The 14,458-nt window shown below is 51.6% G+C and carries 16 protein-coding genes; 11 read left to right on the top strand and 5 right to left on the bottom strand.

Going from position 1 to position 14,458, the window contains the following annotated elements:
• Window positions 1-34: 34 nt before the first annotated feature.
• Entirely contained in the window at window positions 35-286 is a 252-nt protein-coding gene (locus J4728_RS14885) for a YciN family protein (protein ID WP_000548616.1), read from the bottom strand.
• 402 nt (window positions 287-688) lie between these two features.
• Between J4728_RS14885 and topA the strand changes: the two genes are divergently transcribed.
• From topA to acnA, 6 genes are all read left to right on the top strand, one after another.
• Complete coding sequence (topA, locus tag J4728_RS14880; protein WP_208211994.1) at window positions 689-3,286, top strand: type I DNA topoisomerase; 2,598 nt, start codon at window positions 689-691, stop codon at window positions 3,284-3,286.
• A gap of 410 nt (window positions 3,287-3,696) precedes the next feature.
• The gene (cysB, locus tag J4728_RS14875) at window positions 3,697-4,671 is read left to right on the top strand and encodes an HTH-type transcriptional regulator CysB (RefSeq protein WP_000776230.1); all 975 of its coding nucleotides are present in this window, start codon (window positions 3,697-3,699) and stop codon (window positions 4,669-4,671) included.
• A 280-nt stretch (window positions 4,672-4,951) separates the two neighbouring features.
• The gene (locus J4728_RS14870) at window positions 4,952-5,092 is read left to right on the top strand and encodes a YmiA family putative membrane protein (RefSeq protein ID WP_213083417.1); all 141 of its coding nucleotides are present in this window, start codon (window positions 4,952-4,954) and stop codon (window positions 5,090-5,092) included.
• Window positions 5,093-5,263, top strand: coding sequence for a hypothetical protein (locus J4728_RS14865; RefSeq protein ID WP_000029027.1), 171 nt, complete (start codon window positions 5,093-5,095; stop codon window positions 5,261-5,263).
• A gap of 109 nt (window positions 5,264-5,372) precedes the next feature.
• Window positions 5,373-5,465: a small membrane protein YmiC gene (gene ymiC, locus J4728_RS23990; protein WP_223148964.1), complete on the top strand. Its 93-nt coding sequence runs from the start codon at window positions 5,373-5,375 to the stop codon at window positions 5,463-5,465.
• A gap of 182 nt (window positions 5,466-5,647) precedes the next feature.
• Window positions 5,648-8,323: an aconitate hydratase AcnA gene (gene acnA / locus J4728_RS14860; RefSeq protein ID WP_208211992.1), complete on the top strand. Its 2,676-nt coding sequence runs from the start codon at window positions 5,648-5,650 to the stop codon at window positions 8,321-8,323.
• 55 nt (window positions 8,324-8,378) lie between these two features.
• Here acnA and ribA read toward each other — a convergent pair whose 3' ends face one another.
• Complete coding sequence (gene ribA / locus J4728_RS14855; protein WP_001176284.1) at window positions 8,379-8,969, bottom strand: GTP cyclohydrolase II; 591 nt, start codon at window positions 8,967-8,969, stop codon at window positions 8,379-8,381.
• Between the two features lie 195 nt (window positions 8,970-9,164).
• Between ribA and pgpB the strand changes: the two genes are divergently transcribed.
• The 5 genes from pgpB (at window position 9,165) to yciH (ending at window position 12,817) form a co-directional block, all read left to right on the top strand.
• Window positions 9,165-9,929: a phosphatidylglycerophosphatase B gene (pgpB, locus tag J4728_RS14850; protein WP_208211991.1), complete on the top strand. Its 765-nt coding sequence runs from the start codon at window positions 9,165-9,167 to the stop codon at window positions 9,927-9,929.
• A 149-nt stretch (window positions 9,930-10,078) separates the two neighbouring features.
• Window positions 10,079-10,387: a LapA family protein gene (locus tag J4728_RS14845; protein ID WP_000876301.1), complete on the top strand. Its 309-nt coding sequence runs from the start codon at window positions 10,079-10,081 to the stop codon at window positions 10,385-10,387.
• 6 nt (window positions 10,388-10,393) lie between these two features.
• Complete coding sequence (gene lapB, locus J4728_RS14840) at window positions 10,394-11,563, top strand: lipopolysaccharide assembly protein LapB (protein ID WP_000891378.1); 1,170 nt, start codon at window positions 10,394-10,396, stop codon at window positions 11,561-11,563.
• Between the two features lie 190 nt (window positions 11,564-11,753).
• On the top strand, window positions 11,754-12,491 hold the full coding sequence (pyrF, locus tag J4728_RS14835; protein WP_001675160.1) for an orotidine-5'-phosphate decarboxylase: 738 nt from the start codon (window positions 11,754-11,756) through the stop codon (window positions 12,489-12,491).
• Window positions 12,491-12,817, top strand: a complete 327-nt coding sequence (yciH, locus tag J4728_RS14830) for a stress response translation initiation inhibitor YciH (RefSeq protein ID WP_001285199.1) — start codon at window positions 12,491-12,493, stop codon at window positions 12,815-12,817. The genes pyrF and yciH overlap by 1 nt, the downstream gene beginning before the upstream one ends.
• A gap of 119 nt (window positions 12,818-12,936) precedes the next feature.
• On the opposite strand, the gene osmB is transcribed toward yciH, so the two are convergent.
• The 3 genes from osmB to J4728_RS14815 all read right to left on the bottom strand — a co-directional run bounded on the left by osmB (window position 12,937) and on the right by J4728_RS14815 (window position 14,432).
• A complete protein-coding gene (gene osmB / locus J4728_RS14825) occupies window positions 12,937-13,155 on the bottom strand; it encodes an osmotically-inducible lipoprotein OsmB (RefSeq protein ID WP_000481166.1) in 219 nt (72 codons plus the stop codon).
• Between the two features lie 258 nt (window positions 13,156-13,413).
• A complete protein-coding gene (locus J4728_RS14820; protein ID WP_001088593.1) occupies window positions 13,414-14,166 on the bottom strand; it encodes a DNA-binding transcriptional regulator YciT in 753 nt (250 codons plus the stop codon).
• 86 nt (window positions 14,167-14,252) lie between these two features.
• On the bottom strand, window positions 14,253-14,432 hold the full coding sequence (locus J4728_RS14815; RefSeq protein WP_001279854.1) for a hypothetical protein: 180 nt from the start codon (window positions 14,430-14,432) through the stop codon (window positions 14,253-14,255).
• Between the last annotated feature and the right edge of the window lie 26 nt (window positions 14,433-14,458).

The following is a 14,458-nucleotide window of genomic DNA, read 5'->3' as shown; positions in this document are numbered from 1 at the left end:
TTGCCGGATGGCATTCAGCGCCATCCGGCATGGATTAATCCACCAGGTGATACTTCTCAGACAGCACATGCGCCAGGTGTTTAAACATGTTAAACACCGCGGTGCTTTTAGGGGTCGGTAACCCTTGCTCGTCTAAAAAGTAATCGCCGCTGAAAACCAGCACGCCATTTCTCTGCGTTACGCCGGTGGCGACAATACCTGCCATCGTGTCTTCATGTTCCCGAATAATTTTGTTGGCTTCAAGCAACAGTGTTTCGCGATCGATAGGTTGCGTCTCTTTATGCATTTTTTACTCCTTAAACAAGGAGATTAGTCTACGCTGAGCACTTCTGATGGGCAAATATTCTCACAGGAAATTGATGGATTTGTCATGTTGCGTTCACTGGCAAGATTTGTTTTTGCATGCTAATAAAGTTGCGTATCGAATTTTATCAGGTACAGTGTGACGCTTTCGTCAATCTGGCAACAGAATTGCTTGACATTCGACCAAAATTCCGTCGTGCTATAGCGCGTGTGTGCAAAAAAGCCTGTTAACTCAGTCACCTGAGGGTTACATTTCGTACACAAAGCCAGTACAAGGGGTTGATATCCGCAGACGCAGAGACCATATATCGTTGTCTCGTCGCCAGTGGAAGGTGAATCAACGTGCGACGCATTCCTGGAAGAATCAACTTAGGTAAAGGTGAATATGGGTAAAGCTCTTGTCATCGTTGAGTCCCCGGCAAAAGCCAAAACGATCAACAAGTATCTGGGTAATGACTACGTGGTGAAATCCAGCGTGGGTCATATCCGTGATTTGCCGACCAGTGGCTCAGCAGCTAAAAAGAGCGCCGACTCTACCTCCACCAAAACGGCTAAAAAGCCCAAAAAGGATGAACGTGGCGCTCTCGTCAACCGTATGGGGGTTGACCCGTGGCACAACTGGGATGCGCACTATGAAGTGCTGCCCGGTAAAGAGAAGGTCGTCTCTGAACTGAAACAGTTGGCGGAAAAAGCCGACCACATCTATCTCGCAACCGACCTTGACCGCGAAGGGGAAGCCATTGCATGGCACCTGCGGGAAGTGATCGGCGGCGATGACGCGCGCTACAGTCGCGTAGTCTTTAACGAAATAACCAAAAATGCCATTCGCCAGGCGTTTGAACAGCCGGGCGAGCTGAACATTAACAGGGTCAACGCCCAGCAAGCGCGCCGCTTTATGGATCGCGTGGTAGGCTATATGGTCTCGCCGCTGCTGTGGAAAAAGATCGCCCGTGGTTTGTCGGCAGGTCGCGTTCAGTCTGTCGCGGTCCGTCTGGTCGTTGAACGCGAGCGCGAGATTAAAGCGTTTGTTCCGGAAGAGTTCTGGGAAATTGACGCCAATACGACGACGCCGTCTGGCGAGGCGCTACCGCTACAGGTGACGCATCAGAACGACAAGCCATTCCGGCCGGTAAATCGCGAGCAGACGCTTGCCGCCGTCAGCTTGCTGGAAAAAGCGCGCTATAGCGTACTGGAGCGTGAAGACAAACCGACCAGCAGCAAACCTGGCGCGCCGTTTATCACCTCCACGCTACAACAGGCGGCCAGCACCCGGCTGGGCTTTGGCGTGAAGAAAACCATGATGATGGCGCAGCGTCTGTATGAGGCGGGTTACATCACCTATATGCGTACAGACTCCACCAACCTGAGTCAGGATGCGGTCAACATGGTGCGTGGTTATATTGGCGATAATTTCGGCAAGAAATACCTGCCGGATAACCCGAACCAGTACGCCAGCAAAGAAAACTCTCAGGAAGCGCACGAAGCGATCCGTCCTTCCGACGTTGCTGTCATGGCGGAGTCGCTGAAAGACATGGAGGCTGACGCGCAGAAGTTGTATCAGCTAATTTGGCGTCAGTTTGTCGCCTGTCAGATGACGCCAGCACAATATGACTCTACTACGCTTACCGTTGGCGCAGGCGAATTCCGTCTGAAAGCGCGTGGGCGTATTTTGCGCTTTGACGGCTGGACAAAAGTGATGCCGGCGCTGCGTAAAGGCGATGAAGATCGCACATTGCCTGCCGTGAATAAGGGCGATGTGCTGACGCTACTTGAATTGACGCCTGCTCAGCACTTTACTAAACCGCCAGCCCGGTTTAGCGAGGCTTCTCTGGTTAAAGAGCTTGAGAAGCGCGGTATTGGTCGTCCGTCTACCTATGCGTCGATTATCTCGACCATTCAGGATCGCGGCTATGTTCGCGTTGAAAACCGTCGCTTCTATGCGGAAAAAATGGGTGAAATCGTCACCGACCGGCTGGAAGAAAACTTCCGCGAATTGATGAACTACGATTTTACCGCGCAGATGGAAGATAGTCTGGATCAGGTTGCAAATCACCAGGCCGAGTGGAAAGCGGTGCTGGATAACTTCTTCAGCGATTTTACTCAGCAGCTCGATAAAGCCGAGAAAGATCCGGAAGAAGGGGGGATGCGTCCTAACCAGATGGTGCTGACCAGCATCGACTGTCCAACCTGTGGCCGTAAAATGGGAATTCGTACTGCCAGTACGGGGGTTTTCCTTGGATGTTCAGGTTATGCGCTTTCGCCGAAAGAGCGTTGTAAAACGACCATTAACCTGGTGCCGGAAAATGAAGTTCTGAACGTGCTGGAAGGCGACGACGCCGAAACCAACGCCCTGCGCGCCAAGCGTCGCTGTCAGAAGTGCGGTACGGCGATGGACAGCTATCTGATCGATCCGAAGCGTAAATTGCATGTGTGTGGTAATAACCCGACCTGTGACGGCTACGAGATTGAAGAAGGCGAGTTCCGCATCAAAGGGTATGACGGCCCGATCGTTGAGTGTGAGAAATGTGGTTCCGAAATGCACCTGAAAATGGGGCGTTTTGGTAAGTACATGGCCTGTACTAACGACGAATGTAAAAATACCCGTAAGATCTTGCGTAACGGCGAAGTTGCGCCGCCGAAGGAAGATCCTGTTCCATTACCGGAACTGCCGTGTGAAAAATCGGACGCGTACTTTGTGCTACGCGACGGCGCCGCAGGGATATTCCTGGCGGCCAATACGTTCCCGAAATCACGCGAAACGCGCGCGCCATTAGTCGAGGAGCTTTACCGGTTCCGCGATCGCCTGCCGGAAAAACTGCGTTATCTGTCGGATGCGCCGCAGCAGGACCCGGAAGGTAATAAAACCGTTGTTCGCTTTAGCCGCAAAACAAAACAGCAGTACGTTGCGGCGGAAAAAGACGGGAAGGCGACGGGATGGTCAGCGTTCTTCGTCGACGGCAAGTGGGTTGAAGGCAAGAAATAACCCCGGCCTGTCGCCACTGTAGTCAAGCGGGCCGCGTAAGCGGCCCTTTTTTATATCCCCTTCATATCTCAAGTGGCTTATGTGTTGGCTACGGATTACTCGGCCCATCTATGGGCCTCGCCCTGACGGGCCGTCGCACGCGACGTTCAAATCTGCTCCCGGCTGATTTGTCGCTCACCCCAGTCCCCTGGTTATCTATGCTCTAGGGAACTCACTCGCTTGTTGCCTTTAATCACTCGAATTATTTTGGGTATAGCGGGCTTATTATTTTATCGCGCTGGCTATACAGTTCAGATATAAATGATATAGTGGTTATAGTTAACACCTTTTTTATTATTAAATCGTATTAGCAGCCCAATGATGTCTGCAGATAAACGATGGCCTGATGGCGCTAATCTGGATGATGTATTATGAAATTGCAGCAGCTTCGTTACATTGTTGAAGTGGTTAATCATAACCTTAACGTCTCCTCTACCGCTGAGGGGTTGTATACTTCCCAGCCGGGGATCAGCAAGCAGGTTCGGATGCTGGAAGATGAGCTTGGCATCCAGATTTTCGCCCGCAGCGGTAAGCATCTGACTCAGGTGACGCCCGCAGGTCAGGAGATTATTCGTATTGCGCGTGAGGTGCTTTCCAAAGTCGATGCCATTAAGTCGGTCGCCGGCGAGCACACCTGGCCGGATAAAGGCTCGCTCTATATTGCCACTACCCATACTCAGGCGCGTTACGCATTGCCAGGCGTGATTAAAGGCTTCATCGAGCGTTATCCGCGCGTTTCGCTGCATATGCACCAGGGGTCGCCAACGCAGATTGCGGAAGCGGTATCGAAAGGGAACGCCGATTTCGCGATTGCCACGGAAGCGCTGCATTTATATGACGATCTGGTGATGTTGCCATGCTATCACTGGAACCGTTCGATAGTGGTGACGCCGGATCATCCATTGGCGGCAACGTCTTCCATAACGATTGAAGCGCTGGCGCAGTATCCGCTGGTGACATATACCTTCGGCTTTACCGGGCGTTCCGAACTGGATACCGCTTTTAATCGCGCAGGGTTAACGCCGCGGATCGTCTTTACTGCAACCGATGCGGATGTGATTAAAACGTATGTCAGGTTGGGACTGGGCGTTGGCGTCATTGCCAGCATGGCGGTCGATCCGCTTGCCGATCCTGATTTAGTGCGGATTGACGCGCACGATATTTTTAGCCACAGCACCACAAAAATTGGTTTTCGCCGTAGTACTTTTTTACGCAGCTATATGTATGATTTTATCCAGCGTTTTGCGCCGCATCTGACGCGTGATGTGGTGGATACGGCGGTGGCGTTGCGTTCTAATGAAGAAATTGAAGCGATGTTTCAGGATATAAAGCTGCCTGAAAAGTAATAGCATCGTCGGTTTGTGTCGTAGTGGCATGGCAGACAAAGCCGCCTTTTGCAATATCCCTCGAAGTATTACGGGTAATGATCAGCAAAATAGTGTTGAATTACCCGTCCCGCCAGTTTCTTTTTCCAAATAGTTATCTTGAGTCAAAAGATTGATTTATTCACTGGCAACGATTCGTAAATTGACTGGATTTTTGACTAAAGTTTATTTAGGATTTGTCTCATCTGATGATTAATTGTACCGATTGTTTGGTGCTGAAATGATAAGTGATACCGATAGAATGAGGTTAGTAATGCCTTCTGAAAACCAGGAACCGCGCCGCGACCCTGAGCTCAAACGTAAAGCATGGCTGGCGGTTTTTGTGGGTTCTGCGTTGTTCTGGGTAGTGGTAGCGCTTGTTATCTGGCATTGGTGGGGCTAAGTGAGCATTACGTCGGAACGCGAGCGCGTGGTCGCGCCCCCGATTCAATCTGGTGACGATGATAACACCCCGGATACGACCGTTTTTCGGTCTGTTCCGCAACACTGGACGCTCACACCGCAGCAGCGGGCATTTATTGATGCTTTTGCTGACGAGGTGTCACAAAAATAATATTCGTCTTTTTATTGGCGTTACTGTTTTATTAACGCTGTCTTATTACACCGCAGCAACCGTGTGCTGAGCGCTTCTCAGTATTGATTAAACACAGTTGGTGTCGCCTATGTTAACGTCAAATATAAAGTATTGGTCATGGACTGGCGCGTTTATATTATCGCTACTGTTCTGGGCCGAGTTAATCTGGATTGCCGTCTAATCTCGTCAAAGCCCGATAATGCGTTATTTATCGGGCTTTTTCATCTTCGTTCCTCGCCTGTTAGGTTTCTCCTCTTTTAGCAATTTGGGTTGTTATCAAAACGTTACATTTTGTTTGTGTTATCTTTAATACAACCCTGTGGAGAATCAGGGTAACGCAACCCTGTCATTTAAGGAGGAGCTATGTCGTCAACCCTACGAGAAGCCAGTAAGGATACATTGCAGGCCAAAGATAAAACGTATCATTACTACAGTCTGCCGCTGGCTGCCAAATCCCTGGGCGATATCGCCCGTTTGCCCAAATCACTTAAAGTGTTACTGGAAAACCTGTTGCGCTGGCAGGACGGCGAGTCTGTGACTGATGAAGATATTCAGGCGCTGGCCGGTTGGCTTAAAAATGCCCATGCCGATCGTGAAATTGCCTGGCGGCCCGCCCGTGTCCTGATGCAGGACTTTACCGGCGTGCCTGCCGTTGTCGACCTGGCAGCGATGCGTGAAGCCGTTAAACGCCTCGGCGGCGATACGTCGAAAGTGAACCCGTTATCGCCGGTTGATCTGGTTATTGACCACTCTGTGATGGTCGATCATTTCGGCGATGATGATGCGTTTGAAGAAAACGTGCGGCTGGAAATGGAACGTAACCATGAGCGTTATATGTTCCTGAAATGGGGAAAGCAGGCATTCAGCCGTTTCAGCGTGGTGCCGCCCGGCACCGGCATTTGCCATCAGGTTAACCTAGAATACCTGGGTAAAGCCGTCTGGAGCGAATTACAGGACGGGGAGTGGATTGCTTACCCGGACTCGCTGGTGGGGACTGACTCCCATACGACCATGATTAATGGTCTGGGCGTATTGGGGTGGGGTGTGGGTGGTATTGAAGCGGAAGCGGCGATGCTTGGTCAGCCCGTGTCGATGCTTATCCCGGATGTCGTCGGCTTTAAGTTAACCGGTAAGCTTCGGGAGGGGATCACCGCCACTGACCTGGTGCTCACCGTCACGCAAATGCTGCGTAAGCATGGCGTCGTGGGTAAATTTGTTGAATTTTATGGTGACGGTCTGGATTCGCTGCCGTTGGCGGATCGCGCGACTATCGCTAATATGTCGCCGGAATATGGCGCCACCTGTGGTTTCTTCCCCATTGACGCCATCACCCTGGAATATATGCGATTAAGCGGACGTAGCGACGATCTGGTCGAGCTGGTTGAAACCTACGCGAAGGCGCAGGGAATGTGGCGTAATCCCGGTGACGAACCGGTATTTACCAGTACGCTGGAACTGGATATGGGCGATGTCGAGGCCAGCCTGGCCGGGCCGAAACGCCCGCAGGATCGCGTGGCGTTAGGCGATGTGCCGAAAGCCTTTGCCGCTAGCGCCGAGCTGGAGCTGAATACCGCGCAAAGAGATCGCCAGCCGGTTGACTATACGATGAACGGACAGCCATATCAGCTTCCGGATGGCGCTGTCGTCATTGCCGCCATCACCTCCTGTACGAATACCTCGAACCCCAGCGTGCTGATGGCGGCGGGATTACTGGCGAAAAAGGCAGTAACGCTGGGGTTGAAGCGTCAACCGTGGGTCAAGGCTTCTCTGGCGCCGGGGTCAAAAGTGGTATCTGACTATCTGGCGCAGGCCAAACTTACGCCTTATCTGGATGAGCTCGGTTTTAACCTGGTCGGTTATGGCTGTACGACCTGTATCGGGAACTCCGGTCCGTTGCCGGAGCCTATTGAGACCGCGATTAAAAAAGGCGATCTGACGGTAGGGGCCGTGCTTTCCGGTAACCGAAATTTTGAAGGGCGTATCCATCCGCTGGTGAAAACGAACTGGCTGGCGTCGCCGCCGCTGGTGGTCGCGTATGCGCTGGCCGGAAACATGAATATTAACCTCGCGACAGACCAGCTGGGGTACGATCGTAAAGGCGATCCGGTATACCTGAAGGATATCTGGCCTTCGGCGCAGGAAATTGCCCGCGCCGTTGAACTGGTATCATCAGATATGTTCCGTAAAGAGTATGCGGAAGTGTTTGAGGGCACGGAAGAATGGAAATCGATTCAGGTTGAATCGTCCGATACCTACGGCTGGCAGTCGGATTCAACCTATATTCGCCTGTCGCCTTTCTTTGATGAAATGCAGGCCCAGCCTGCGCCAGTCAAAGATATCCACGGCGCGCGTATCCTGGCGATGCTGGGGGATTCGGTAACGACCGACCATATTTCTCCGGCCGGCAGTATCAAGCCGGACAGTCCCGCCGGACGCTATCTGCAAAACCACGGCGTTGAGCGGAAGGATTTTAACTCCTATGGATCACGGCGCGGCAACCATGAAGTGATGATGCGCGGTACGTTCGCCAATATTCGTATTCGCAACGAAATGCTGCCCGGCGTCGAAGGTGGGATGACGCGGCATTTGCCGGGTACGGAAGCGATGTCGATTTATGATGCTGCGATGCTCTACCAGCAGGAAAAAACGCCGCTGGCGGTAATTGCCGGGAAAGAGTATGGGTCGGGATCGAGCCGTGACTGGGCGGCAAAAGGTCCGCGGCTGTTAGGTATCCGCGTGGTGATCGCCGAGTCGTTCGAACGTATCCACCGCTCAAACCTGATTGGGATGGGGATCCTGCCGCTGGAGTTTCCACAGGGCGTAACGCGTAAAACGCTGGGACTGACCGGGGAAGAGGTGATTGATATCGCGGATCTGCAAAACCTACGCCCTGGCGCGACCATTCCGGTGACGTTAACGAGATCGGACGGCAGCAAAGAAACGGTGCCTTGCCGCTGTCGCATTGATACCGCCACCGAGCTGACTTACTACCAGAATGACGGCATATTGCACTATGTCATTAGAAATATGCTGAACTAAAGCCGTTTATCGGGCCTGCCGTAAACAGGCAGGCCCGCGCTTTAATACCGGTGGCTTACTTGCTTAGCAGGTGGCCCATTTTGGCCGCTTTAGTATCGAGATAATGCTCATTATTTGGATTACGACCCACAATGAGCGGAACGCGTTCCACGATATTAATTCCCGCCTCGGTCAGTATTTCGACTTTCTTCGGATTATTGGTCAGCAGGCGAACTTCATCCACGCCCAGTAATTTGAACATATCCGCGCACAGGGTGAAATCACGCTCATCGGCGGCAAAGCCGAGCTGATGATTGGCCTCCACCGTGTCATAGCCTTGATCCTGTAACGCATAAGCGCGAATTTTATTAAGCAGGCCGATATTGCGGCCTTCCTGACGGTGGTAAATCAGAATACCGCGTCCTTCTTCCGCAATATGCGTCAGCGCGGCTTCCAGTTGAAAACCACAATCACAGCGCAGACTAAAAAGCGCGTCCCCGGTAAGACATTCGGAATGAACGCGAGCCAGTACCGGCGTTTTACCTGAAATATCGCCAAAAACCAGCGCGGCATGGTCGTGTCCGGTTGCCAGTTCTTCAAATCCCACCATCAGAAAGTCACCCAATGGGGTTGGCAGTTTGGCTTCTGCCACACGTTTAAGCTGCATGTATTTCTCCAGATTATGCTGACGCCTGCGGTGTCGTCGCCTGTTGGCTTGTATCCTGCTATTTTGCCATAAGGCGGCGGTCATCACCTAATCACTACCACGTAATTGCTCAGGAATGGCACAAATTTGTCAATTTTCCAGTCCGGCGAGAATTTTCAGTTATGATTGTGATACTTACTTATAAAAGGAGCATCCATGCTTTCAATTGCGAAGCGCACCGCGGCAGGAGCCGCCCTGTTGCTTATCATGCCGCTTGCCGTATGGGTATCAGGCTGGCAGTGGCAGCCAGGACATCAGGTCTGGTGGCTAAAAACGCTATTCTGGATAACGGAAACCGTGACCAAACCCTGGGGCGTTATCACGCATGTGATTCTTTGTGGATGGTTCTTATGGTGCCTGCGATTTCGCCTGCGCGCCGCCATTATGCTGTTTGCGATTCTCGGCGGGGCGATTATCGTCGGGCAGGGCGTGAAGTCATGGGTAAAGGAGCGCGTACAGGAGCCGCGGCCATTTGTGGTCTGGCTTGAAAAAACGCACCATATTCCCGTCGATGAGTTCTACACTTTAAAGCGTACAGAACGCGGACATTTAGTGAAAGAGCAGTTGGCCGGGCAACAGAACATCCCCGTTTTCCTGCGTCAGCACTGGCAAAAAGAGACGGGCTTTGCGTTTCCCTCCGGACACACCATGTTTGCAGCGAGCTGGGCGCTTTTGGCCGTGGGTCTGTTATGGCCGCGCAGACGGACTTTCACCATCGCGTTTTTGTTAGTCTGGGCGACCGGCGTAATGGGCAGCCGTTTGCTTCTGGGAATGCACTGGCCGCGAGATTTAGTGGTCGCCACGCTCATCTCCTGGCTATTAGTTACCCTGGCGACCTGGCTGGCGCAGCGAATTTGCGGGCCGCTTATGCCGCCTCGTGAAGAAGCGCAAGAAATTGCTGAACGCGGGCAGGAAAGCTGACAACGGTTGATTTTCTGACTATTGCCCTTAAATCATCTGATGGCGGGCGCATTTCCATTTCGCGCGAGGCGGGAAAATGGTAATTTAGAAGGCTGGATGCGGTAAGTTGGACACGATTTATTCGCGCAAACCACATAACGGGAAGTAATGTGAAATATTTACTCATTTTCTTACTGGTATTGGCGATTTTTGTTATTTCGGTGACGCTGGGCGCGCAGAATGATCAACAGGTGACGTTTAACTACCTGCTGGCGCAAGGGGAGTATCGTATCTCCACGTTGCTTGCTGTGCTGTTCGCCGTCGGTTTTGCGATTGGCTGGCTGATTTGCGGCCTGTTCTGGCTGCGGGTCCGCGTTTCCCTTGCCCGCGCTGAACGTAAAATTAAACGACTGGAAAACAAGCTTTCGCCAGCAACCGACGTTGCGGTCCCTGCCGATTCGTCGGTTGTTAAGGAATAATCATTTATGTTGGAGTTGTTATTTCTGCTGTTGCCTGTAGCCGCTGCCTATGGGTGGTATATGGGTCGCAGAAGTGCGCAACAAACAAAACAGGATGAAGCTAACCGCCTGTCGCGCGATTATGTCGCAGGGGTTAACTTCCTGCTGAGTAACCAACAAGATAAAGCGGTGGATCTGTTCCTCGATATGCTTAAAGAGGATACGGGCACCGTTGAGGCTCATCTCACTCTCGGTAATCTGTTTCGCTCACGCGGCGAAGTCGATCGCGCCATTCGTATTCATCAAACGCTCATGGAAAGCGCTTCATTGACTTATGAACAGCGTTTACTGGCTGTTCAGCAACTGGGGCGCGACTATATGGCCGCCGGTTTATATGACCGCGCGGAAGATATGTTTAACCAACTTACCGACGAAACGGAATTTCGCGTAGGCGCGTTACAACAGCTCTTGCAAATCTATCAGCTAACCAGCGACTGGCAAAAGGCGATCGAAGTAGCAGAACGGCTGGTGAAGCTGGGCAAAGATAAACAACGTATCGAAATCGCCCATTTTTACTGTGAGTTAGCGTTACAGCAGATGGGCAACGACGATATGGATCGCGCGATGGCGTTGCTGAAAAAAGGTGCCGCCGCAGATAAAAATAGCGCCCGGGTGTCTATCATGATGGGGCGCGTTTATATGGCGAGAGGGGATTACGCCAAAGCGGTCGAAAGCCTGCAACGTGTGATCGTTCAGGATAAAGAGCTGGTCAGCGAAACGCTGGAGATGCTGCAAACCTGTTATCAACAGCTCGGTAAAAATGCCGAGTGGGCGGAGTTTTTACGTCGCGCCGTTGAGGAGAATACCGGTGCTGGCGCTGAGTTAATGCTTGCCGATATTCTGGAAGCACGTGAAGGTAGTGACGCAGCTCAAGTCTATATCACGCGTCAGCTACAGCGACATCCTACCATGCGGGTGTTCCATAAGCTGATGGATTACCATCTCAACGAGGCGGAAGAAGGGCGAGCGAAAGAAAGCCTGATGGTACTGCGTGATATGGTTGGCGAGCAGGTGCGCAGTAAACCGCGGTATCGTTGTCAGAAATGCGGTTTTACCGCCTATACCTTGTACTGGCACTGTCCGTCCTGCCGGGCATGGTCGACCATTAAACCTATTCGCGGACTTGATGGGCAGTAGTATATAAAAAAAGCTTCAATTTAGTTACAACATACTTGATGACGTAAAGCTAGAAACGACGCTGGCATCGGCGGCCAGGGCTTATCAGGTTGTCAATCGAACCTGTTAATTTCCCTGCGCCGCAGGTAGAATGCACGCCGTTTATCCAATTTGCGCCACTTCCGGTGCCCATCATCAAGAAGGTCTGGTCATGACGTTTACTGCTTCATCTTCTTCCTGCGCTATTACTGAATCGCCTGTCGTTGTGGCGTTGGATTACCATGAACGCGATAAAGCCCTGGCGTTTGTCGACAAAATCGATCCTCGCGATTGTCGCTTAAAAGTGGGCAAAGAGATGTTCACGCTGTTTGGTCCACAACTCGTTCGGGATCTCCAGCAACGTGGGTTTGATGTCTTTCTTGATCTAAAATTTCATGATATTCCCAACACCACGGCCCGGGCAGTCGCCGCAGCGGCAGACCTGGGCGTCTGGATGGTAAACGTTCACGCGTCTGGTGGGGCGAGAATGATGGCCGCAGCGCGCGACGCGCTGGCGCCATTCGGTAAAGATGCGCCGTTGCTCATTGCCGTGACCGTGTTGACCAGTATGGAAACCAGCGATCTACACGATCTGGGCGTGACGTTGTCACCGGCGGAACATGCGGAGCGGCTGGCGCGCCTGACGCAGCAATGCGGGCTGGATGGCGTGGTCTGTTCCGCTCAGGAAGCTGTCAGATTTAAACAGGCCTTTGGCGCTGCATTTAAGCTGGTGACGCCGGGCATTCGGCCCGCAGGCAGCGAGGCAGGCGACCAGCGACGCATTATGACGCCCGAACAGGCATTATCCGCTGGCGTCGACTATATGGTGATTGGCCGCCCGGTTACGCAATCGGTAGATCCGGCGCAAACGCTGAAGGATATTAACGCGTCACTGAAACGGGAGGCATAATGAGCGATTCCAATAGTCGTCTGGTTTATTCAACACAGACGGGGCGCATTGAAGAACCTAAAACGGCGCCGGTTCGTCCCAAAGGGGATGGTATCGTTCGCATTCAGCGTCAAACCAGTGGCCGTAAGGGTAAAGGCGTATGTTTGATTACCGGTATCGAGATGAATGATGCGGAATTAACCAAACTGGCGGCTGAACTGAAGAAAAAATGCGGCTGTGGCGGGGCAGTAAAAGAAGGGATTATTGAAATTCAGGGTGATAAACGCGACTTGATAAAATCATTGCTGGAAGCTAAAGGAATGAAAGTAAAATTAGCTGGCGGCTAATGAAAACGCCACGGTTGTAAATTACCGTGGCGTAAAAGTCAACTTTGTCTATTTTTGTAATCCAGACCTGAAAAGAATAAACGTATTATTTTGAGCCGTTCAATATTTAAACGTCTGGATTATTTTCCAACCTGGTGACCAATCACGCCGCCGACCGCCGCGCCGCCCAGGGTGCCTAATGTACTGCCGTCCGTTAACACTGCGCCGCCTAACGCCCCCGCACCTGCGCCAATAGCCGTGTTGCGATCGCGCTTGGACCAGTTTGAGCAGGCGCTCAGAGACATTGCTACGGTGATTGCCAGCACAGCAGCGGCCATTTTTTTGCTCGTCATAAACATAATACTCTCTCCTGAATTAACGATTCACGGAATTAAGCTCACTATAACTATAGTTAAAATAAAACCTGTTAAGAGATTTTCCGTAAAACCTGATTGCGCAGGGGTATATCACGCAGGTGATAGTCACTTCCTGTTATTTCGCTAATATTAATTTTACGACGTTACGCTCGTTACAACAGGTAAATAGTCTTAATTGGGATGTCAGAAAAGTCTTAGAGAGAGGATGATTTGCCATAGGGCAAACCATCGGGAAATATTTTAAACGGATGAGCCAATAACATTGACTAGCAGCCCCGCATGTTCTAACTGCATTTGATCGCTGGCGGAAATTTTGGAATCCGTAATGACACGATGGAAGCGAGAGAGCGGGCCCAGGGGATAGGGATGCACACAGCCAAATTTGGAGCTGTCGGTGAGGACAATCGCTTCTGAGCCTTTTTCCAGAACAGCGTTAACCACATCCGATCGCATCATATCGCGTCCGGTGAAGCCGGTATCAGCCTGCCAGCCATCAATACCGATAAATGCTTTGCTGAAATGCACTTGATGGATAAACTGTCGCGTCAACGGCCCTACCATGCTTTCACTTTTTTTCTGATAGATTCCACCGAGGAGAATGACTTCGCAAGGGGTTTCTTTGAGCAGATGCGCGATATAACTGCTCACGGTGATGATCGTGACATCTTTTTGTTCCGCCAGCGTCCGGGCCAATAGCGCATTGCTACTGCCATTTTCAATAAAAACGGATTCCCCAGGACTGACCAGCGAGGCGGCGAACTCCGCCAGTCGGCGTTTTAGCGTGTAGTTCGTCATCATGCGAGTCTCTACGTCATCGCTCTCAAGCGAAACGGCGAAACCGTGCGCACGGCGTAAATAGCTCTGTTTTTCCAGGGTATTCAGATCCTGACGAATCGTGACTTCAGATACGCCGGTAATTTTCGCCAGTTCAGCAACGCTCATCTGGCCTTTATCAACCACCATTTGCAAAATTGATTGTTGTCGGGAGTTCATAGTATTAATTTTATTCGTTAAGAGGAGTCAACAGACAGTCAGAGAGCCGGGAAGGGCTAACGGCCATCCCGGACAAATAATCGCTATCAGATTTCCCAGGGCGACCCGGGAGCCTGGGATGGCGAGATACCGTCTTTAACCTGATCTAACAGCTCTGCTCTCAATATTTCAAGGTTATTGATGGCCGAGTGGTAATCGCCAGCAACAAGGATATCCAGCACGGTATCAATGCGTGCGGCAATTCGTTGTGCTTCGATATCAGACATGTTTGTCATCCTTAATGTCAGAAAAG

It is taken from the genome of Salmonella sp. 32070601201500089SM (assembly GCF_017573605.1).
Lineage (GTDB): Bacteria > Pseudomonadota > Gammaproteobacteria > Enterobacterales > Enterobacteriaceae > Salmonella > Salmonella enterica.
This window is presented reverse-complemented; position numbering and strand designations above follow the sequence as displayed.